The sequence below is a fragment of the Variovorax sp. Soil_C_19 genome, assembly GCF_057657255.1.
Genome location: NZ_JBDGIV010000016.1, coordinates 1 through 18,454, shown reverse-complemented (window position 1 = coordinate 18,454; position 18,454 = coordinate 1). Strand labels below are relative to the sequence as shown.

At 67.2% G+C, this 18,454-nt stretch carries 16 protein-coding genes; 8 read left to right on the top strand and 8 right to left on the bottom strand.

The genetic code is table 11. From position 1 onward, the window contains the following. Positions 1 to 44 precede the first annotated feature (44 nt). The 7 genes from AC3A6R_RS23220 to AC3A6R_RS23190 all read left to right on the top strand — a co-directional run bounded on the left by AC3A6R_RS23220 (position 45) and on the right by AC3A6R_RS23190 (position 6,366). Positions 45 to 641, top strand: coding sequence for a hypothetical protein (locus AC3A6R_RS23220; RefSeq protein WP_487865712.1), 597 nt, complete (start codon positions 45 to 47; stop codon positions 639 to 641). Then, positions 642 to 1,187, top strand: a complete 546-nt coding sequence (locus tag AC3A6R_RS23215; protein ID WP_487861676.1) for a TlpA family protein disulfide reductase — start codon at positions 642 to 644, stop codon at positions 1,185 to 1,187. It abuts the gene before it with no gap. 100 nt (positions 1,188 to 1,287) lie between these two features. After that, positions 1,288 to 1,749: an acetyl-CoA carboxylase biotin carboxyl carrier protein gene (gene accB / locus AC3A6R_RS23210; protein WP_487865711.1), complete on the top strand. Its 462-nt coding sequence runs from the start codon at positions 1,288 to 1,290 to the stop codon at positions 1,747 to 1,749. Positions 1,750 to 1,751: 2 nt separating this feature from the next. Continuing rightward, positions 1,752 to 3,101: an acetyl-CoA carboxylase biotin carboxylase subunit gene (gene accC, locus AC3A6R_RS23205; protein ID WP_487861674.1), complete on the top strand. Its 1,350-nt coding sequence runs from the start codon at positions 1,752 to 1,754 to the stop codon at positions 3,099 to 3,101. A gap of 19 nt (positions 3,102 to 3,120) precedes the next feature. Continuing rightward, a complete protein-coding gene (gene prmA / locus AC3A6R_RS23200) occupies positions 3,121 to 4,005 on the top strand; it encodes a 50S ribosomal protein L11 methyltransferase (RefSeq protein WP_487865710.1) in 885 nt (294 codons plus the stop codon). Positions 4,006 to 4,048: 43 nt separating this feature from the next. Continuing rightward, a complete protein-coding gene (locus tag AC3A6R_RS23195) occupies positions 4,049 to 5,389 on the top strand; it encodes a zinc-ribbon and DUF3426 domain-containing protein (protein WP_487865709.1) in 1,341 nt (446 codons plus the stop codon). A 74-nt stretch (positions 5,390 to 5,463) separates the two neighbouring features. Then, positions 5,464 to 6,366: a carbohydrate kinase family protein gene (locus tag AC3A6R_RS23190; RefSeq protein ID WP_487865708.1), complete on the top strand. Its 903-nt coding sequence runs from the start codon at positions 5,464 to 5,466 to the stop codon at positions 6,364 to 6,366. A gap of 82 nt (positions 6,367 to 6,448) precedes the next feature. Here AC3A6R_RS23190 and AC3A6R_RS23185 read toward each other — a convergent pair whose 3' ends face one another. The 8 genes from AC3A6R_RS23185 to AC3A6R_RS23150 all read right to left on the bottom strand — a co-directional run bounded on the left by AC3A6R_RS23185 (position 6,449) and on the right by AC3A6R_RS23150 (position 16,822). Beyond that, positions 6,449 to 6,991: a histone H1-like DNA-binding protein gene (locus AC3A6R_RS23185; protein WP_487861670.1), complete on the bottom strand. Its 543-nt coding sequence runs from the start codon at positions 6,989 to 6,991 to the stop codon at positions 6,449 to 6,451. Positions 6,992 to 7,191: 200 nt separating this feature from the next. Continuing rightward, positions 7,192 to 8,367, bottom strand: a complete 1,176-nt coding sequence (locus AC3A6R_RS23180; RefSeq protein WP_487861669.1) for a ribonucleotide-diphosphate reductase subunit beta — start codon at positions 8,365 to 8,367, stop codon at positions 7,192 to 7,194. A gap of 179 nt (positions 8,368 to 8,546) precedes the next feature. After that, positions 8,547 to 11,465, bottom strand: a complete 2,919-nt coding sequence (locus AC3A6R_RS23175; RefSeq protein WP_487865707.1) for a ribonucleoside-diphosphate reductase subunit alpha — start codon at positions 11,463 to 11,465, stop codon at positions 8,547 to 8,549. A gap of 349 nt (positions 11,466 to 11,814) precedes the next feature. Continuing rightward, positions 11,815 to 12,429 carry a 1,6-anhydro-N-acetylmuramyl-L-alanine amidase AmpD gene (ampD, locus tag AC3A6R_RS23170; protein ID WP_487865706.1) on the bottom strand — a complete coding sequence of 205 codons (615 nt, stop codon included), beginning with the start codon at positions 12,427 to 12,429 and terminating at the stop codon, positions 11,815 to 11,817. Next, positions 12,416 to 13,969, bottom strand: coding sequence for a sigma-54-dependent transcriptional regulator (locus tag AC3A6R_RS23165; protein ID WP_487861666.1), 1,554 nt, complete (start codon positions 13,967 to 13,969; stop codon positions 12,416 to 12,418). The genes ampD and AC3A6R_RS23165 overlap by 14 nt, the downstream gene beginning before the upstream one ends. 4 nt (positions 13,970 to 13,973) lie before the next feature. Next, entirely contained in the window at positions 13,974 to 15,671 is a 1,698-nt protein-coding gene (locus AC3A6R_RS23160; protein ID WP_487865705.1) for a two-component system sensor histidine kinase NtrB, read from the bottom strand. A gap of 87 nt (positions 15,672 to 15,758) precedes the next feature. Beyond that, on the bottom strand, positions 15,759 to 16,016 hold the full coding sequence (locus AC3A6R_RS23155) for a PP0621 family protein (RefSeq protein ID WP_487861664.1): 258 nt from the start codon (positions 16,014 to 16,016) through the stop codon (positions 15,759 to 15,761). Continuing rightward, positions 16,013 to 16,822, bottom strand: a complete 810-nt coding sequence (locus AC3A6R_RS23150; protein ID WP_487861663.1) for a cytochrome C assembly family protein — start codon at positions 16,820 to 16,822, stop codon at positions 16,013 to 16,015. The genes AC3A6R_RS23155 and AC3A6R_RS23150 overlap by 4 nt, the downstream gene beginning before the upstream one ends. A gap of 113 nt (positions 16,823 to 16,935) precedes the next feature. Between AC3A6R_RS23150 and ffh the strand changes: the two genes are divergently transcribed. Beyond that, the gene (gene ffh, locus AC3A6R_RS23145; protein ID WP_487861662.1) at positions 16,936 to 18,330 is read left to right on the top strand and encodes a signal recognition particle protein; all 1,395 of its coding nucleotides are present in this window, start codon (positions 16,936 to 16,938) and stop codon (positions 18,328 to 18,330) included. The last annotated feature ends 124 nt before the right edge of the window (positions 18,331 to 18,454 follow it).

Here is an 18,454-nt window from a genome sequence, read left to right as displayed (position 1 = left end):
CTAGGAGGGTGCACCGGGCCATCCTTTGCGGGCAAAATGCCCCGATGGACACGTCCAAGCGTGAGATCGCCGCGGCAGCCGCCCGCCTCGTCGTCGAGGAGGGGCTCGAATACGGGCCCGCGAAGCGTCGCGCCGTGCGCGTGCTGGGCCTGCCGTCGCGCACGGCGCTGCCCAACAATGACGAGGTCGAAGCGGAAGTCCGCGACTACATCGCGCTGTACTGCGCCGACACCCAGCCGCAGGAACTGCAGGCGCTGCGCCAGCTCGCGCTCGAATGGATGGAACGCATGGCCGTATTCCGCCCGCACCTGGGTGGCGCGGTGTGGCACGGCACGGCCACGCGGCTGTCAGACATTTATATTCAGTTGTTCTGCGATGATTCGAAGTCGGCCGAGATCGCGCTGATCGATCACCATGTGGACTACGAACCCCGCATGGTGACCGGCTTCCATGGCGAGCAGGTCGAGGCCTTGAGCGTGCATGCCGCGAGCCGCCCGCTCGGCGAGGAGATCGGCGTGCACCTGCTGGTCTACGACCTCGACGACCTGCGCGGCGCGCTGCGGCCCGACGCACAGGGCCGCACGCCGCGCGGCGACCTGGCCGCACTGCGCCGGCTGATTGAAAAAGAAAAGGACACATGAATGACTTCTTCGCCCACACGGCGCGGCCTGCTCTACGGCGGCGTGGCGGTTGCGGCCGCTGCGGCGGGCCTGGGCGGCGCATGGTGGCGCGAGCAGCGCAACGCGCCGCGCGGTGAGACGCTCGCGCCGGACTTCTGGGCCCAGCGCTTCGAGCAACCTGGCGGCGGCGAACTGCAGTTTTCGAGCCTTCGCGGCAAGCCGCTGCTGCTCAATTTTTGGGCCACATGGTGTCCCCCGTGCGTTGAAGAAATGCCGATGATCGACGGCTTTTTTCAAGATCATGCCGCTAATGGATGGCAAGTTGTCGGTTTGGCGATCGATCAGCCGAGTTCCGTACGCAAGTTCCTGCAGAAGACGCCTGTCTCGTATCCGATTGGGCTGGCGGGCCTCCAAGGCACCGAACTCGTCAAAAGCTTGGGCAACACGGCGGGCGGACTGCCCTTCACGCTGGTCCTCGGCGGCGACGGCACCGTGGCCGCCCGTAAAATGGGCCAGCTCGAGGCGGCCGACCTGGACGCTTGGCGACGTGAACTCGTTCACGGTTAGAATCAGATACACACTCCCGGCATTCGCCGCTGTTCGCTGAAAATCAACGATTTTTGGCAAAGTTACTTCCGAATCCCGACAAAGTCGGCACTGGAGCCTCATGGATCTGCGCAAACTCAAGACACTGATCGACCTGGTGTCTGAATCCAATATTTCCGAGCTGGAAATCACCGAAACCGAAGGCAAGGTTCGCATCGTCAAGGGCGGCGGCGCCGCGCCGGTGCAGTACGTGCAGACCCTGGCGGCTGCGCCCGCCGCCGCACCGGTGGCCGGTGGCGTTCCCGCCATCACCCCCGCGCCGGCGCCTGCCGCCGAGGCCGCGCCCGCCGGGCACGTCGTCAAGTCGCCGATGGTCGGCACCTTCTACCGCGCGTCGAGCCCGGGCGCACCGGCCTTCGTCGAAGTCGGCAGCAAGGTCAACGAGGGTGACACGGTCTGCATCATCGAAGCGATGAAGATCCTCAACGAAATCGAGGCGGACAAGTCCGGCACGATCACCCAGATCCTCGGCGAAAACGGCCAGGCGGTCGAATACGGTCAGCCGCTGTTCATCATCGAGTGACCATGTTCAAGAAGATCCTGGTCGCCAACCGCGGCGAGATCGCGCTGCGCATCCAGCGCGCGTGCAGCGAAATGGGCATCAAGGCCGTGATGGTCTATTCCGAGGCCGACCGCGACGCCAAGTACGTCAAGCTTGCGCAGGAGGCCGTGTGCATCGGCCCGGCGCCCTCGGGACAGAGCTACCTCAACATGCCGGCCATCATCTCGGCCGCCGAGGTGACCGATGCCGAAGCCATCCACCCCGGCTACGGCTTCCTTAGCGAGAACGCCAATTTCGCCGAGCGCGTGGAGCAGAGCGGATTCCAGTTCATCGGCCCGACGCCCGACAACATCCGCACGATGGGCGACAAGGTCTCGGCCAAGCAGACCATGATCAAGGCCGGCGTGCCTTGCGTGCCCGGCTCCGAAGGCGAGCTGTCCGACGACGCGGCCACCAACAAGCGCATCGCGCGGGCCATCGGCTACCCGGTGATCATCAAGGCGGCAGGCGGCGGCGGTGGCCGTGGCATGCGCGTGGTGCACACCGAGGCGGCGCTGGTCAATGCGATCCAGATGACCAAGGCCGAGGCGGGCGCCGCGTTCAGCAATCCGGCCGTCTACATGGAGAAGTTTCTCCAGAACCCGCGCCACATCGAGATCCAGGTGCTGGCCGACAAGCACAAGAACGCGGTCTACCTCGGCGAACGCGACTGCTCCATGCAGCGGCGCCACCAGAAGGTGATCGAGGAGTCGCCCGCGCCGGGCATTCCGCGCAAGCTGATCGAGAAGATCGGCGAGCGTTGCGCGGCAGCCTGCAAGAAGATCGGCTACCGTGGCGCCGGCACCTTCGAGTTCCTCTACGAGAACGGCGAGTTCTACTTCATCGAGATGAACACCCGCGTGCAGGTGGAGCATCCGGTGACCGAGGCCACGACCGGCATCGACATCGTGAAGACGCAGATCATGGTGGCGGCGGGCGAGAAGCTGCCGTTCACGCAGCGCCAGATCGAGATGCGCGGCCATGCCATCGAATGCCGCATCAATGCCGAGGACGCCTGGAAGTTCACGCCCTCGCCGGGTCGCATCACGATGTGGCATCCGCCCGGCGGTCCTGGTGTGCGCGTCGATTCGCATGCGTACACCAACTACTTCGTGCCGCCGAACTACGATTCGATGATCGGCAAGATCATCGTCTACGGCGACACGCGCGAGCAGGCCATGGCGCGCATGCGCACCGCGCTCAATGAAACCGTGATCGAAGGCATCCAGACCAACATCCCGCTGCACCGCGAGCTGATGGTCGATGCCAAGTTCATGAGCGGCGGCACCAACATCCACTACCTCGAAGAGTGGCTCGCAGCGCACAAGCGCTGAGCCACCACTGCCCGACGCCATGTTCGAACTTCGCCTGATGGCGCCGGAAGACAAGGTCGAGCTGCTTGGCGATGCGCTCGAGGCGCTCGATGCGCTGAGCGTCTCGGTCGAAGACGCCGACGCGCAGACCGATGCCGAGCAGGCGCTGTTCGGCGAGCCCGGCATGCCGCCGCCCAAGGAAGGCTGGCTGCGCTCGCGCGTGATTGCGTTGTTCCCCGACGAGGTCGCCGCCAAGGAAGCCGCGTCGGTGCTCGCGCTGCAGGACTTCTTCGAAGGCTGCGCCATGCTCGGCGTGGCGCCCGTGCCCGAGCAGGATTGGGTGCGGCTGACGCAGTCGCAGTTCGCGCCGGTCGAGATCACGCCCGATTTCTGGATCGTGCCGACCTGGCACGAGCCGCCCGCGCAGGCGCGGCAGGTGATCCGGCTCGATCCGGGGCTTGCATTCGGCACCGGCACCCATCCCACCACGCGCATGTGCCTGCGCTGGATCGCGGGGCAGGGCGCCTTCGCGGGTCGGCGCGTGCTCGACTACGGCTGCGGTTCGGGCATCCTCGCGATCGGCACCGCGAAGTTCGGCGCGCGCGACATCGTTGCCGTCGACATCGACGAAGCCGCGGTGTCGTCGACGCTGCTCAATGCCGAGGCCAACCGCGTGCAACTCAAGGCCGGCCTGCCCGATGCGGCCAAGGGCCTGTACGGCGTGGTGCTCGCGAACATCCTCGCCACGCCGCTCAAGCTGCTCGCGCCGCTGCTGCGCGGCCATGTGGCGGCGGGCGGATCGCTGGTGTTGGCCGGCATCCTCGAGCGCCAGGCCGACGAGCTCAAGGAGGCCTACGCGCCCTACGCCGCGCTCGAGGTCAGCGACAGCGAGGACGGCTGGATCCTCATGACGGCGCGCTGCTGACGGCGCGTCCGCGACGAAGGGGCAACCCTACAATCGCCCCGTCATGAGCCTTGCCACGCGCTGCCCTTCCTGCACCACCACCTTCAAGGTGGTGCGCGACCAGCTTCGCATCTCCGATGGCTGGGTGCGCTGTGGCCGCTGCAGCCATGTGTTCGACGCCACGCTCGAACTGCACGAGATGGCGGACGGGCCAGCGGCCGTCGCACCGTCGCCCGCGGCGGTAGCGGCCGCACCCATGCCGACAGCGCCTTCGCATGCCGAGCGGGAGGAGCCCGAGTTCGTCGACGACGAAGCGGAGGGCCGCGAGACGCCGCCAGCGGCGACGCCCGAAGTCGATGACGAAGTCGAAACCGATGACGAAGCCGAGGTGACCGCGCCCGCGGTTTCACTTCCAGCGCACGGTATCGCCCCCGACGCGCTGTGGTCGGACTTCGAAGTCAACACACCCGAATCCGAATGGCGGCCGCCGCCGAGTTCGCTACCGCCGTTTCCGAACATCGACCTGGACCTCGCGGCGGCGCCGGCGACATCTCCAGCACCGCCGCCGCCGCTGCCCTTGCCCGCGCTGCGCCTCGAGGCGCGCGAGCTCGCCGAGTCGGCCCGCGGCGACGAGGAAGAAGCGCACGAACCTTCCCCCGACCGCGACCGGGCTCAGCTGGACAAGGTCTTGCGGCGGACGCGCATCAAGTCGGACGGGATCGCGCATGCCCGGGAGCGCGAAGAAGAACGCGCGGCCGACAAACTGGCGACGACTTCGTCGATGGTGCGCCAGGCGAGCGAACCCGAGCTTGATGCATCCGCACCGCGGCCGTTTCGCACCGACGATGCACCCGATTCCGAACCGCTCGCGCTCTTCGAGAACGAGCGCACCAAGCGCCAGCCCTCGCCGATCTGGCAGCGCCCGGCCGTGCGGCGGTCGTTCTGGCTGCTGGTGGTGCTGGCCGTGCTGCTGCTCGCCGCGCAGGTGCTGCGCCACGAGCGCGATGCGATCGTCGCGCGCCAGCCGGGCCTGCGGCCGGCGCTCGCCGCGCTGTGCCGCTGGAGCGGTTGCGAACTCACGGCGCTGCGCCGGATCGGCGACATCGTGATCGAAGGCGCCGCGTTCACGCGCGAGAAGTCCGGCGGCGGCGACTACCGGCTCAGCTTCACCTTGCGCAATGGCGCCGCCGTGCCGCTCGCCATGCCGGCCATCGAACTTTCGCTGCTCGACACGCAGGAGCGCGCCGTGGTGCGCCGCGTGCTCACTGCGGCCGACTACGGCGCGCCCGCGGTGCTTGCGGCGCGCACCGACCATGCGGCATCGCTGCCGCTGAGCCTGTCGGCGCCCGAAGGCACGACGTTGCCGCCGATCGCGGGCTACCGCGTGGAAGCGTTCTACCCTTGAGCAGGTCCGCACGCGCGTTTTATTCTTCTTCTTCGATCCACCTTCCTTCTCCTCTCCATTCAACGGGCTCACCCATGGCAGCAGTGATTTGCGGTTCCCTCGCGTTCGACACCATCATGACCTTCGAGGGCCGGTTCGCCGACCAGATCCTTCCGGACCAGTTGCACATCCTCAATGTGTCGTTCCTGGTGCCCGGCCTCCGGCGCGACTTCGGCGGCTGCGCCGGCAACATCGCCTACAGCCTCAATGCGCTCGGCGGCACGGCGCTGCCCATGGCCACGCTCGGCAGCGATGGCGCCGACTACCTCGAGCGCATGCGCTCGCTGGGCATCAGCACCGAGTTCGTACGTCAGCTCGACGACACCTTCACCGCGCAGGCGATGATCATGAACGACGTCGACAACAACCAGATCACGGCCTTCCATCCCGGCGCGATGCAGCAGGCGCACCTCACGAAGGTCAGCGCGCGCGAGGACATCCGGGTCGGCATCATCGCGCCCGATGGCCGCGAGGCGATGCTGCAGCATGCGGAGCAGTTTGCTGCGGCCGGCATTCCGTTCGTATTCGATCCGGGCCAGGGCCTGCCCATGTTCGACGGCGAGGCGCTCCGGCGCTTCATTGCGCTGGCGAGCTGGGTCGTGGTCAACGACTACGAAGGCAAGATGCTGTCGCAGCGCACCGGCTGGAGCCTGGCCGAGATCTCGAAGCATGTGCGTGGCCTTGTCGTCACGCTGGCCGCCGAAGGCTGCGAGGTCTGGACCGATGGCGAGCGCGAGCATGTGCCGGGCGTGACGCCGACGGCCGTGGTCGAGCCCACGGGCTGCGGCGATGCATGGCGCGGCGCGCTGCTGTTCGGGCTCGAGAAGGAATGGCCGCTCGCGCAGTGTGCGGCGCTCGGCAACCGCGTCGGCGCGCTCAAGATCGCCCAGCGCGGACCGCAGAACTACCAGGTCGACCGCAAGGCGCTGGGCCTCTGATCCGGTCCTTTCCCGGCGCACCATGAAAAAAGCCCGACACCGTGAGGTGCCGGGCTTTTGCCTTCAAGGCCGCTGAAAGAACTCAGGGCTTGCTGGCCGTCGGAAACGGCCAGGCTGCCTGCGGGTTCAGCGTGGTCTGCGCAGCAGGCGCAGGCGCCGCAGCGGGCGCTGCCTTGGCGGCCTTCTTTGCAGCCGGCTTCTTGGCCGCAGCGGCAGGCTTGGCAGCGGGCTTTTTCGCGGCTTTCTTGGCCGCAGCCTTTTTCGCAGGCGCCTTCTTGGCGGCGGCCTTCTTCGCAGGGGCCTTCTTGGCAGCGGCCTTCTTCGCCGGCGCCTTCTTTGCAGCCGCCTTCTTGGCAGGCGCCTTCTTCGCAGCGGCCTTCTTGGCCGGTGCTGCCTTCTTGGCTGCGGCCTTCTTCGCCGGTGCTGCCTTCTTGGCTGCTACCTTCTTCGCAGGCGCCTTCTTGGCGGCGACCTTCTTGGCAGCGACCTTCTTGGCCGGAGCCTTCTTCGCCGCTACTTTCTTCGCCGCTACCTTCTTGGCCGGAGCCTTCTTCGCTGCGACCTTCTTGGCCGGAGCCTTCTTTGCTGCGGCTTTCTTAGCCGGCGCTTTTTTTGCAGTTGCCATTTCTGTTTTCTCCTTGATCAAGTTGAAAAAATCAACCTATTGAAGCACTCCGCGCACGTTGGTAGCGCAAAGTGATCCATGGGGTTGGAGTCTGAGCTCCAGCACCATGAACACCTGAGCCCTCGTCCATGCCGCGCTCTTTGGCGCGGTCGGTGGCATGGGCAATTCTTGAATTCATCGATTCTTGTTGTCGGAAAGCTTCAATCCCACGAGAGCGCGCCGCCCGACTGGTATTCGATGACGCGGGTCTCGAAGAAATTGCGTTCTTTCTTCAGGTCAATCATTTCGCTCATCCAGGGGAACGGGTTTTCCTCGTTCGGGAAGAGCGTTTCGAGGCCGATCTGCTGTGCACGCCGGTTGGCGATGTACCGCAGGTAGCCCTTGAACATGGAGGCATTCATGCCGAGCACACCGCGCGGCATGGTGTCTTCGGCGTATTTGTATTCGAGCTCGACGGCCTTGAGGAACAGCGCCTTGATCTCGGCCTTGAACTCGGCGGTCCAGAGGCCGGGGTTCTCGAGCTTGAGCTGGTTGATCAGGTCGATGCCGAAATTGCAGTGCATCGATTCGTCGCGCAGGATGTACTGGTACTGCTCGGCGGCGCCGGTCATCTTGTTCTGGCGGCCCAGCGCAAGGATCTGCGTGAAGCCGACGTAGAAGAAGAGGCCTTCCATCAGGCAGGCGAACACGATCAGCGACTTGAGCAGCGTCTGGTCGGTTTCGTGCGTGCCGGTCTTGAAGTGCGGGTCGCTGATGGCTTCGATGAACGGGAGCAGGAACTGGTCCTTCTCGCGGATCGACTGCACTTCGTTGTAGGCGTTGAAGATCTCGCTCTCGTCGAGGCCGAGCGACTCGACGATGTACTGGTACGCGTGCGTGTGGATCGCTTCCTCGAAGGCCTGGCGCAGCAGGAACTGGCGGCATTCGGGGGCCGTGATGTGGCGGTAGGTGCCCAGCACAATGTTGTTCGCGGCCAGCGAGTCGGCGGTCACGAAGAAGCCGAGGTTGCGCTTGACGATGCGACGCTCGTCTTCGGTCAGGCCGTTCGGGTCTTTCCACAACGCGATGTCGCGCGTCATGTTCACTTCCTGCGGCATCCAGTGGTTGGCGCAGGTGGCGAGGTATTTTTCCCAGGCCCACTTGTACTTGAACGGCACCAGCTGGTTGACGTCGGTCTGGCCGTTGATGATGCGCTTGTCGGAAGCCTTGACGCGCTGCGTGGCAACGGGTGCTGCAGGCTGCAGGGCAGAAGACGAAGTCGGAGCATCCACCGCTCGGCCCGCGGACACGCCGCTGGTCGATGGTTGGTACTGCTGCAATCCTTGTTGCATATCCTTTGGCAAGGAGGGCTTGACTTCTTCGTCCCAGGTCAACATAGAAAAATCCAATGCTCAATTATCGGAGCAACGATGTGAGTTGCAAAGTGCTCGCCCACGTCGCGCTCCATTTATGTGGTTGTTATGTTGCTCCCATGCATCGTGCGATGTCAGTCGATGCCGTGATCGACTGAGGGTTCGCAACGCGCTGCATGGGCCTCGCTGATTTCAACGACGCGTCACTGGCACGCTTCGCACGTCGGATCATCGACGCCGCAGAACGCAATGTCGGTGGCCGGCATCGCACTCATCTGCGCCTTCGCTGCAGCGGCCGCGGCTTCGAGTGCGCTCATGCCCGAGCCTGCATCGCTGCTGCCCGACGACACTGCGTTGAGTCGGCCCGATTGCACGGTGGACTTCTCGGCATGCGTCGCGCTCTGCGTGCGCAGGTAGTAGGTGGTCTTGAGGCCACGCAGCCATGCGAGCTTGTAGGTGTCGTCGAGCTTCTTGCCCGATGCGCCGGCCATGTAGATGTTGAGCGACTGCGCCTGGTCGATCCATTTCTGGCGGCGCGCAGCGGCCTCGACGAGCCACGTGGTCTCGACTTCGAACGCGGTGGCGTAGAGCGCCTTCACGTCCTGCGGCACGCGGTCGATGGGACGCAGCGAGCCGTCGAAGTGCTTCAGGTCCATGACCATCACGTCGTCCCACAGGCCCAGGCGCTTGAGGTCGCGCACCAGGTAGTGGTTGATCACGGTGAACTCGCCCGACAGGTTCGACTTGACCGACAGATTGCCGAAGCAGGGTTCGATCGAGGCGTCGACGCCGATGATGTTCGAGATCGTCGCGGTCGGGGCGATCGCCACGCAGTTGGAGTTGCGCATGCCGTCGGCCTTGATCTTGGCGCGCAGCGCGTCCCAGTCGAGGGTGGACGAGCGGTCGACCTCGACGTAGCCGCCGCGGGCCTGCTCCAGCAGGTCGAGCGAGTCGATCGGCAGGATGCCCTTGTCCCACAGCGAGCCCTTGTAGCTCGAGTACTTGCCGCGCTCGCGGGCCAGATCGGTCGAGGCCCAGTAGGCGTGGTAGCAGATCGCTTCCATCGATTCGTCGGCGAACTGCACGGCTTCCTGCGAGGCGTAGGGGATGCGCAGTTCGTACAGCGCGTCCTGGAATCCCATCAGGCCGAGGCCGACCGGACGGTGGCGCAGGTTCGAGTCGCGCGCCTTCTTCACGGCGTAGTAGTTGATGTCGATCACGTTGTCGAGCATGCGCATCGCGGTCGAGATCGTCTTCTTGAGCTTTTCCTGGTCGACCTTGCCGTCCTTCAGGTGCTGCAGCAGGTTCACCGAACCCAGGTTGCAGACGGCCGTTTCGGTGTCGCTGGTGTTCAGCGTGATCTCGGTGCACAGGTTCGACGAGTGCACCACGCCGGCGTGCTGCTGCGGCGAGCGAACATTGCAGGCGTCCTTGAACGTGATCCAGGGATGGCCGGTCTCGAACAGCATCGTGAGCATCTTGCGCCACAGGTCGGAGGCCTGGATGGTGCGCGAGGGCTTGATCTCGCCGCGCGCGGCTTTTTCTTCGTAGGCGACATACGCCTTCTCGAAAGCGGCACCGAACAGGTCGTGCAGGTCGGGTACGTTGGAAGGCGAGAACAGCGTCCAGGTGCCCTTTTCCATCACGCGGCGCATGAACAGGTCGGGAATCCAGTTGGCGGTGTTCATGTCGTGCGTGCGGCGGCGGTCGTCGCCGGTGTTCTTGCGCAGCTCCAGGAACTCCTCGATGTCGAGGTGCCAGGTTTCGAGGTACGTGCAGACGGCGCCCTTGCGCTTGCCGCCCTGGTTCACGGCCACGGCCGTGTCGTTCACCACCTTGAGGAAGGGAACCACGCCCTGCGATTCGCCGTTGGTGCCCTTGATGTGGCTGCCGAGCGCGCGCACGCGGGTCCAGTCGTTGCCCAGGCCGCCCGCGAACTTCGAGAGCAGGGCGTTTTCCTTGATCGACTCGTAGATGCCGTCGAGGTCGTCGGGCACGGTCGTCAGGTAGCAGCTCGACAGCTGCGAGCGCAGCGTGCCGGCATTGAAGAGGGTGGGCGTGCTCGACATGAAGTCGAACGACGACAGCACTTCGTAGAACTCGATGGCGCGGGCTTCGCGGTCGATTTCGCCGAGCGAGAGGCCCATGGCCACGCGCATGAAGAAGGCCTGCGGCAGCTCGATGCGGCTCTTGCGCACGTGCAGGAAGTAGCGGTCGTACAGGGTCTGCAGGCCGAGGTAGTCGAACTGGTTGTCGCGCTCGGCCTTGAGCGCCGCGCCCAGGCGGGGCAGGTCGTACTGGAGCAGCTTCTCGTCGAGCAGTTCGTTCTCGACGCCCTTCTTGATGAACTGCGGGAAGTAGTCGGCGTAGGTCTGCGCGCGCTCGGCGGGCATGACTTCGCGGCCGATGATTTCCTTGAAGATCGTGTGCAGCAGCAGGCGGGCGGTCGCGAAGGTGTAGTCGGGGTCCTTCTCGATCAGCGTGCGGGCGGCCAGGATCGAGGCCTTGTAGACCTCGTCGAGCGGCACGCCGTCGTACAGGTTGCGCATCGTCTCGGCGACGATCGGCTGGGCCGTGATGCTGTCGCCCAGGTTTTCGCAGGCCGATTCGATCAGGCCCTTGAGCTCGTTCAGGTCGAGCGCAACGCGCTCGCCGTTGTCCAGCACGTGCAGCGTCGGTGCGGCGGGGGCTTCCTGTTCGCCTTGCTTGGAGCGCTCTTGCGTGCGGCGCTCGCGGTAGAGCACGTAGGCCCGCGCGATCTCGTGGTGGCCGCCGCGCATCAGGCCGAGCTCGACCTGGTCCTGCACGTCCTCGATGTGGAAGGTGCCGCCGCCCGGGCGCGAGCGCACCATGGCGCGGATCACGCCCTGCGTGAGCGTGTCCACCGTTTCGCGCACGCTCGCCGAGGCCGCGCCCTGGGTGCCGTGCACCGCCAGGAAGGCCTTCATCATCGCGATCGCGATCTTGTTCGGCTCGAAGGGCACCACGGCGCCGTTGCGGCGAATGATCTGGTAGTGCGCGAGGCTCTGGCTCGTCGGCGAGCCGGCCGTGTCTTGCGGCTGCTGCGACGGCGTGGAAGGAACGGCGCGCGGAGTCGATGGGGTGTTCAGGGATGTTTGCATTCGCTTCCTCTCGGTTGGCAATTCTTGTTGGGTGGCAGCGTCTGGGCCGGGCATTGCGCCGGGGCAGGTGGCTGGACGGAACACACTATATCTGGGGTGTGAGGGGGCTACAACCCACTAGATGTAGCGTTTTCCATCGGATACATGCGGGTCGTTTTTTGGCTCGCACGGTGACACGGCCATTTGTGCCCCATGAACATTGGTTCATGGTGTCGCAACCCGCGTGGAACGGGGCCTGCAGGCCGATTTGGGCTTGCAGGGCGCATGGTTGCTGCATGCGGCGTTTGCAATATTGTCCCAGTCCGGCGGCGCGCGGGGCGCATCGCGTTGCGCGACGTGATTGAAAAAATTAGCGACCCATCACCTGCGCGGGGAACATTTTTGCAGGCCAGCCGAGCCAACCGCGCAACAACGGCCAGTCGAAGCCCGCGCCCGGGTCGTGTTTGCGGCCAGGCGCGATGTGCTCGTGGCCGGCGATGTGCGCGATCGGAAACTGCTGTGCGATCGCGGCGCAGAGGCCGGCCAGCGTTTCGTACTGGGCTTCTTCGAACGCTTGGCCCTCGAGGCCTTCGAGCTCGATGCCGATCGAGTCGTCGTTGCAGTTGGCGCGCCCGCGCCAGGTCGACACGCCGGCGTGCCAGGCGCGGTCGTCGCAGCTCACGAACTGCCAGAGCTCGCCGTTGCGCCGCACATAGAAATGCGACGACACCTCGAGCCCGCGGATCGACTGGAAATACGGGTGCGCGTCCCAGTCGAGCTGGTTCGCAAAGAGCTGCTGCACGGCCTCGCCGCCGTACTCGCCCGGCGGCAGGCTGATCGAATGCAGCACGACGAGGTCGGTCTGCGCGCCCGCGGGCCGCGGCCCGAAGTTCGGCGAGCGCAGCATCCGCGCGAAGCGGTACCAGCCGGCCTCCCAGAGGCGCTGCTGCGCGGCGGCGCCGTCCTGCGTTTCAGTCGTCGACATGGTTCGCGGCGCTTTCGTCGCCGCTCGGCGTGGTGATGCCGAGCCGCGCGATGCGGTAGCGGATCTGGCGCAGGCTCATGCCGAGCCGTGCGGCCGCCGCGGTGCGGTTGAAGCCGCTCTCGTGCAGCGCACGCACGAGGATTTCGCGCTCCTGCTGGTCGAGGTAGGCCTGCAGGTCGGAGGGCAGGGGCGGCGGCGCCGGCCGGGGCTGGGCGATTGGCGCCGGCGCAGGGCGCGTCTGCTCGTCGGGTTGTTCGGGCGCCGCCACGGAAGGCGTGGCAGGTGTGGCCGCGACTGCCTCCGCCGGCGCATGGCCCGGCCCCATCAGGTCGAGATGCAGCTCGTCGCCGTCGTTGAGCGCCACCGCCCGGTGCAGCAGGTTCTCGAGTTCGCGCACGTTGCCCGCAAGCGGATGCTGCGCGAGCCGGCGCAGCAGTTCGTCCGAGAGGTGCGGCACCGGCAGCCCGCCGTCGTGCGCGATGCGCGCGAGCAGCGCCTTGCACAGCGCCGGCAGGTCTTCGCGCCGTTCGCGCAGCGCGGGCACGGCGATCTCGATGACATTGAGCCGGTAGAACAGGTCCTGGCGGAAGCGCCCGGCCTGCACCTCGGCATGCAGATCCTTGTGCGTGGCGCTGACGATGCGGACGTCGACCGCATCTTCCTGCGTGGAGCCGATCGAGCGCACGCTGCGCTCCTGGATCGCGCGCAGCAGCTTGGACTGCATTGCGAGCGGCAGGTCGCCGATCTCGTCGAGGAACAGCGTGCCGCCGCGGGCGGCCTGGAAGTAGCCGTCGCGGTCCTGCGACGAGCCGGTGTACGAGCCCTTGCGGGCGCCGAAGAATTCGGCCTCGAGCAGGTTCTCGGGAATGGCGCCGCAATTGACCGCCACGAAGGGCCCGTCGCTGCGCTGGCTGCAGGCGTGCACCGCGCGCGCCACGAGCTCCTTGCCGGTGCCCGATTCGCCGCGCACCAGCACTGGCGCCATGCCGCGCGCCACCTTGGCGATGCGCGACTTCACGCGCCGCATCGGCTCGGAATCGCCGACCAGCCGATCGAGCGCCGCGGCGCCGTTCACCGGAATGGCTGGCACGTCGGCCCGCTCGCCGAAGCCTGCGGGCGCAATCGGCGCCGCCCTGGCCGGCGTGGCCTGCTGCGCCTGCACGGCGGAGGCGACCACCGCTCGGAACTGCTTGAGGTCGACCGGCTTGGTCAGGTAGTCGAAGGCGCCGGCCTTGAGCGCCTCGACCGCGTTCTCTGCGGAGCCATAGGCCGTCATCACCACGCAGCGCTCGCTGCGGTGGTTCTTCTGGATGCGCTGGATGATCTCCATGCCCTGCCCGTCGGGCAGCCGCATGTCGGTGATCACCGCGTCGAACTGCGCGGCCTCGAGGTGCTGCCAGGCTTCGGAGACGCTGCCGGCCGCCTCGACGCGGTAGCCCTCGCGCAGCAAGGTCAGTTCATAGAGCGTGCGCAGGTCGGGCTCGTCGTCGATGACCAGGATGTTGCCCGGACGCTGCGCGGAAGAAGGGGTCGTGCTCACGGCGCTATTGTGTCAGCCGGTTTTCGCTCGGCGCGAACCGCACGAAGAATTCGTTGCCCTCCGGGCCGCCCGCGACGAGCGAGCGGCGCTCGTAGCCGATGGTCGCGCCGTGGCGCCGGCACAGCTCGCGGCACAGAAAGAGGCCAAGCCCGCTCGAGCGGCTCTCGGAAGAAAAGAAGGGCTCGAACAGGTGGCGCTGCACCGCGGGCTCGAGCGGCGCGCCGTCGCTCCACACCAGCAGGGTCGGCAGCCCGGCGCCGCCGCGCTGAAGGGTGGTGACCACCTGGATCGAGCCGTCGCTGCTGCCGGCGTAGCGTGCGGCGTTGTCGAGCAGGTTCACGAGCAGGCGGCGCAGGTGCTCGACGTCGAAGCGCACTTCGCTCTCGCCGGCGTCGAGCGCGATCTGCACGCCCTGGCGCTGCGTCTGGCGCACCCATTCCTCGGCCAGCGCGCGCACCGCGGGATCGAGCACCACCTGCTCGCCGAGCGAAAGCACGCGCTGCTGGCGCGCCCGTGATACGTCGAGCACGTCGTCCACGATGCGCGCGAGCCGCTGCGCGTTGTGCTGCACCATGCTCGTCAGCTTGCGGTGGGCGGGATCGGTCAGGTCTTCGTTGAGCAGCGCGCTGGCCTGGGTGATCGCGGCCAGCGGATTGCGGATCTCGTGGGCCACGGCCGCCGACATGCGGCCCATCGCAGCCAGCTTCTCGGTGCGGATGCGTGCCTCGAGTTCGCGCAGGTCCTGCAGGAACATCACGCAGAGGCTTTCGACGCGCCGGTCGCTCGTCGGCGTGAGCCGCGTGCGCACGCGCACCTCGCGCGCGGCGCCGCGCGCCTGCGCCACCGGGATCTCTTCGCTCTGCGGTGCGCGCCGCGCGAAGGTCTGGCGTGCGAGCGCCGCGAGCGCATGCCAGGCGGGCTGGGCGTGCAGCGCGAACGGCAGCCCGAGCTTGGCCAGGCCCTGGCCGAGGATCGCGTCGGCCGCCGGGTTGGCCGCATGCACCAGGCCTTCGGCGTCGATCACCAGCACGCCCTCGCTGAGCGTCTCGATCACGAGGTCGTTGACCTGCGCCTGCATCTGCGCACTGCTGCGGTTGCGCTGGGCCGTCGCTTCTTCGCGCGCCAGGCGGCGCGCCAGCTCGTGGGCGAGCAGCGCCACCACGAACAGGCCGGTGCCGGTGAGCGCCGCCTGCACGAAGCGGTTCGATGGGTCGCCGGGCTCCTGCAGCCAGTGCCAGCCCGCGTCGGCCAGCAGCAGCAGCGTGACGGCGGAGGTGGTGCCCAGGCCCACGGTGACGGTTCCGAGCACGGCGCTCATGAGCACCGGCAGCGCGAACAGCGGCGTGTAGTTGATGTTGCCGCCCTGCAGAACCTGGAGCGCGGTGAAGGTGCCGAGGTCGATGCCGATCGTGAGGAACCACACCGCCGCGAAGGCGCGGATCGGCGGGGTGAAGCGGACGTAGCGTGCGCTGACCCAGGTGACGACGAGGTAGCCCGCCGACAGGGCCACGGCCAGCGGCTGCATCGCCTGGCCGAGCGCGAGAGCCACCCCCTGCAGCAGCACCAGCACCACCGCCACGAAGCAGCGCGCCGCCATGAAGCCGCGCCAGAGCCGCAGCAGCGCGGCGCTCTGGCTATGCTGTATTTCGAGCCCGCCCCAATCGGTGACGGGCTCGCCTCGCGGCCTCGGCGCTGCGGTCACTGGTGCACCCTTCGCGCTGCGCGCTTTCCCGCCAGGCGGGAGCGAGCTTGCTTGGGGCGGCCCGGCGCTGCGCTCATGGGCGCACCTTCAGCCGCGCTCGGCGGCCTGGCGGTGCGCGGCGCTGCAGTAGGCCGCCTCGCCCGTGCCGCCGATGGCGTCCGCGGCCGGCAGGTGCAGGCCGCAGTGGGCGCAGCGCAGCATGGCTTTCGGGGTGGCCGGCGCGGCGCCGGGCCGTTTGGCGCGCGCCGCCTGCTCGCGCCGGGTGTCGCGCATTTCCTCGCGGCGGTTCTTGCGCCAGAGCCAGATCGCCACCGCGATCACCGCGAAAACGAGCAGGTACTTCATGCCGTGCCGCGCGCCAGAACCACTTCGAGCACGAAGCGCGAACCCACGTAGGCCAGCAGCAGCAGCGCCGTGCCCGCATACAGCACGCGCCGCGCGGTTCGCCCGCGCCAGCCGAAGCGTGCGCGCCCGCCGAGCAGCACCGCGAAGCTGAGCCAGGCGAGCACCGAGAACACGGTCTTGTGGTCCCATTTCCAGCCGCGCACGGCGGCGCCGTAGAGCGTTTCGCTGAACAGCAGGCCCGCGAGCAGCGTCGCCGACAGCAGCACGAAGCCGGCCGCGACGAAGCGGAAGGTCAGCCGTTCGAGCGTGAGCAGCGGCACCCCGCCCTGTGGCTCGGCGGCCAGCCGAATCTGCTTTTCGGCGCGCGTGATCAGCCACGCATGGACCACGGCGGCGCCGAACAGGCCGTACGAGGCGATGCCGAGCGCGAGGTGCAGCGGCAGCCACGGCGAAGCGGCGACATGCAGCGGCGTGCCCGGGAACAGCACCGCCAGGAGCACGGCGGCCGCGCCCAGCCAGGCCAGCGCGCGCCGCACCTTGAGCTGCGGGTACATGCTGCTTTCGACCGCATAGACGGTGAGCACCAGCCAGGCGGTGACGGAGAGCGCCGGCGCGAAGCCGAAGCGCGGCTCGCTGCCGACCAGTCCGTAGCCCAGCACGGCGGCGTGCAGCAGCCAGGCGAGGCCGAGCGCCCATTGCGTGCCGCGGCGGCTCAGCCGGGCACCCGCGGCGGCGGCAGAACCATAGGCCGCCGCAGTGGCGATGCCCAGCGCCACGGCGAGTGGGGAGGGGATCGCTAAAATCATGGCTGGAGTTTATCTCCCCCCGGCTTGCACGCTGCGTACCGCAGCGCCAACGCGGCCGATCCAGTTCACGACTTCCCAATGCCCGCCGCAGCGGGCAACAAGGCATCCCGCTCATGGCCACCGCCCTCACCGAAAAATTCTCCCGCCTCGTCAAGACGATGAGCGGCCAGGCGCGCATCACCGAAAGCAACGTGCAGGACATGCTGCGCGAGGTGCGCATGGCGCTGCTCGAAGCCGACGTGGCGCTGCCGGTGGTGCGGGATTTCGTCGCCCGCGTGAAGGACAAGGCGCTCGGCCAGGAGGTGCTGGGCTCGCTCAAGCCCGGCCAGGCCCTGGTCGGCATCGTCAACCGCGAACTCGCCGCCACCATGGGCGAGGGCATCTCCGACATCAACCTCGTGGCCCAGCCGCCCGCGGTGATCCTCATGGCGGGCCTGCAGGGCGCCGGCAAGACCACCACCACCGCCAAGCTCGCGAAGCACCTGATCGAGAAGCGCAAGAAGAAGGTGCTCACCGTGTCGGGCGACGTCTACCGGCCGGCCGCCATCGAGCAGCTCAAGATGGTGACGAAGCAGGCGGGCGCGGAATGGTTCCCAAGCACGCCCGAGCAGAAGCCGCTCGACATCGCCCGCGCGGCGCTCGACCATGCCAAGCGGCATTTCTTCGACGTGCTGCTGGTCGACACGGCCGGCCGCCTTGCGATCGACGAAGTGCTGATGAACGAGATCCAGCAGCTGCACGGCGCGCTCGACCCGGTCGAGACGCTCTTCGTGGTCGACGCCATGCAGGGCCAGGACGCGATCAACACCGCCAAGGCCTTCAAGGAGGCGCTGCCGCTCACCGGCATCATCCTGACCAAGACCGACGGTGACTCCCGCGGTGGCGCGGCGCTGTCGGTGCGCCAGGTCACGGGCGTGCCGATCAAGTTTGCCGGCACCAGCGAGAAGATCGACGGCCTCGAGGTGTTCGACGCCGAGCGCCATGCGGGGCGCATCCTCGGCATGGGCGACATCGTGGCGCTGGTCGAGCAGGTCACGGCCGGCGTCGACGTGGCGGCGGCGCAGAAGCTCGCGGCCAAGGTCAAGAGCGGCGCGGGCTTCGACCTGAACGACTTTCTGGGCCAGCTCCAGCAGATGAAGCAGATGGGCGGCCTCTCCAGCCTGATGGACAAGCTGCCGCAGCAGATGGCCGCCAAGGCCAGCGAGGCCGACATGACCCGCGCCGAGCGCGACATCCGCCGCAAGGAAGGCATCATCCAGAGCATGACGCCGCTGGAGCGCCGCAAGCCCGAACTGCTCAAGGCCACGCGCAAGCGCCGCATCGCGGCCGGCGCGGGCGTGCAGGTTCAGGAAGTGAACCGCCTGCTCAACGAGTTCGAGCAGATGCAGGGCATGATGAAGAAAATGAAGGGCGGCGGCCTCATGAAGATGATGAAGAAGATGGGCGGCATGAAGGGCATGGGCGGGATGCCCGGCATGGGCGGAGGTGGCGGCAAGCTGCCGTTCTGATTCCGCGCCGGTTCGTTCGCTGCGCCCATGAAAAAAGCCGGCCACAGGCAGTCTGTGTAAATAGTCGGCGTTGAGTCCGCGAGAAGTGCCCTCCAGGCGTTGTCTGGAGGGCATTTTTCATTGG

Coding starts and splice junctions, on each gene's coding strand:
- prmA (WP_487865710.1), top strand. CDS start 3,121: ATGTTCGAACTTCGCCTGATGGCGCCGGAAGACAAGGTCGAGCTGCTT.
- AC3A6R_RS23220 (WP_487865712.1), top strand. CDS start 45: ATGGACACGTCCAAGCGTGAGATCGCCGCGGCAGCCGCCCGCCTCGTC.
- AC3A6R_RS23150 (WP_487861663.1), bottom strand. CDS start 16,822: ATGATTTTAGCGATCCCCTCCCCACTCGCCGTGGCGCTGGGCATCGCC.
- accB (WP_487865711.1), top strand. CDS start 1,288: ATGGATCTGCGCAAACTCAAGACACTGATCGACCTGGTGTCTGAATCC.
- AC3A6R_RS23215 (WP_487861676.1), top strand. CDS start 642: ATGACTTCTTCGCCCACACGGCGCGGCCTGCTCTACGGCGGCGTGGCG.
- AC3A6R_RS23175 (WP_487865707.1), bottom strand. CDS start 11,465: ATGCAAACATCCCTGAACACCCCATCGACTCCGCGCGCCGTTCCTTCC.
- AC3A6R_RS23185 (WP_487861670.1), bottom strand. CDS start 6,991: ATGGCAACTGCAAAAAAAGCGCCGGCTAAGAAAGCCGCAGCAAAGAAG.
- AC3A6R_RS23155 (WP_487861664.1), bottom strand. CDS start 16,016: ATGAAGTACCTGCTCGTTTTCGCGGTGATCGCGGTGGCGATCTGGCTC.
- ampD (WP_487865706.1), bottom strand. CDS start 12,429: ATGTCGACGACTGAAACGCAGGACGGCGCCGCCGCGCAGCAGCGCCTC.
- AC3A6R_RS23180 (WP_487861669.1), bottom strand. CDS start 8,367: ATGTTGACCTGGGACGAAGAAGTCAAGCCCTCCTTGCCAAAGGATATG.
- AC3A6R_RS23190 (WP_487865708.1), top strand. CDS start 5,464: ATGGCAGCAGTGATTTGCGGTTCCCTCGCGTTCGACACCATCATGACC.
- AC3A6R_RS23195 (WP_487865709.1), top strand. CDS start 4,049: ATGAGCCTTGCCACGCGCTGCCCTTCCTGCACCACCACCTTCAAGGTG.
- ffh (WP_487861662.1), top strand. CDS start 16,936: ATGGCCACCGCCCTCACCGAAAAATTCTCCCGCCTCGTCAAGACGATG.
- accC (WP_487861674.1), top strand. CDS start 1,752: ATGTTCAAGAAGATCCTGGTCGCCAACCGCGGCGAGATCGCGCTGCGC.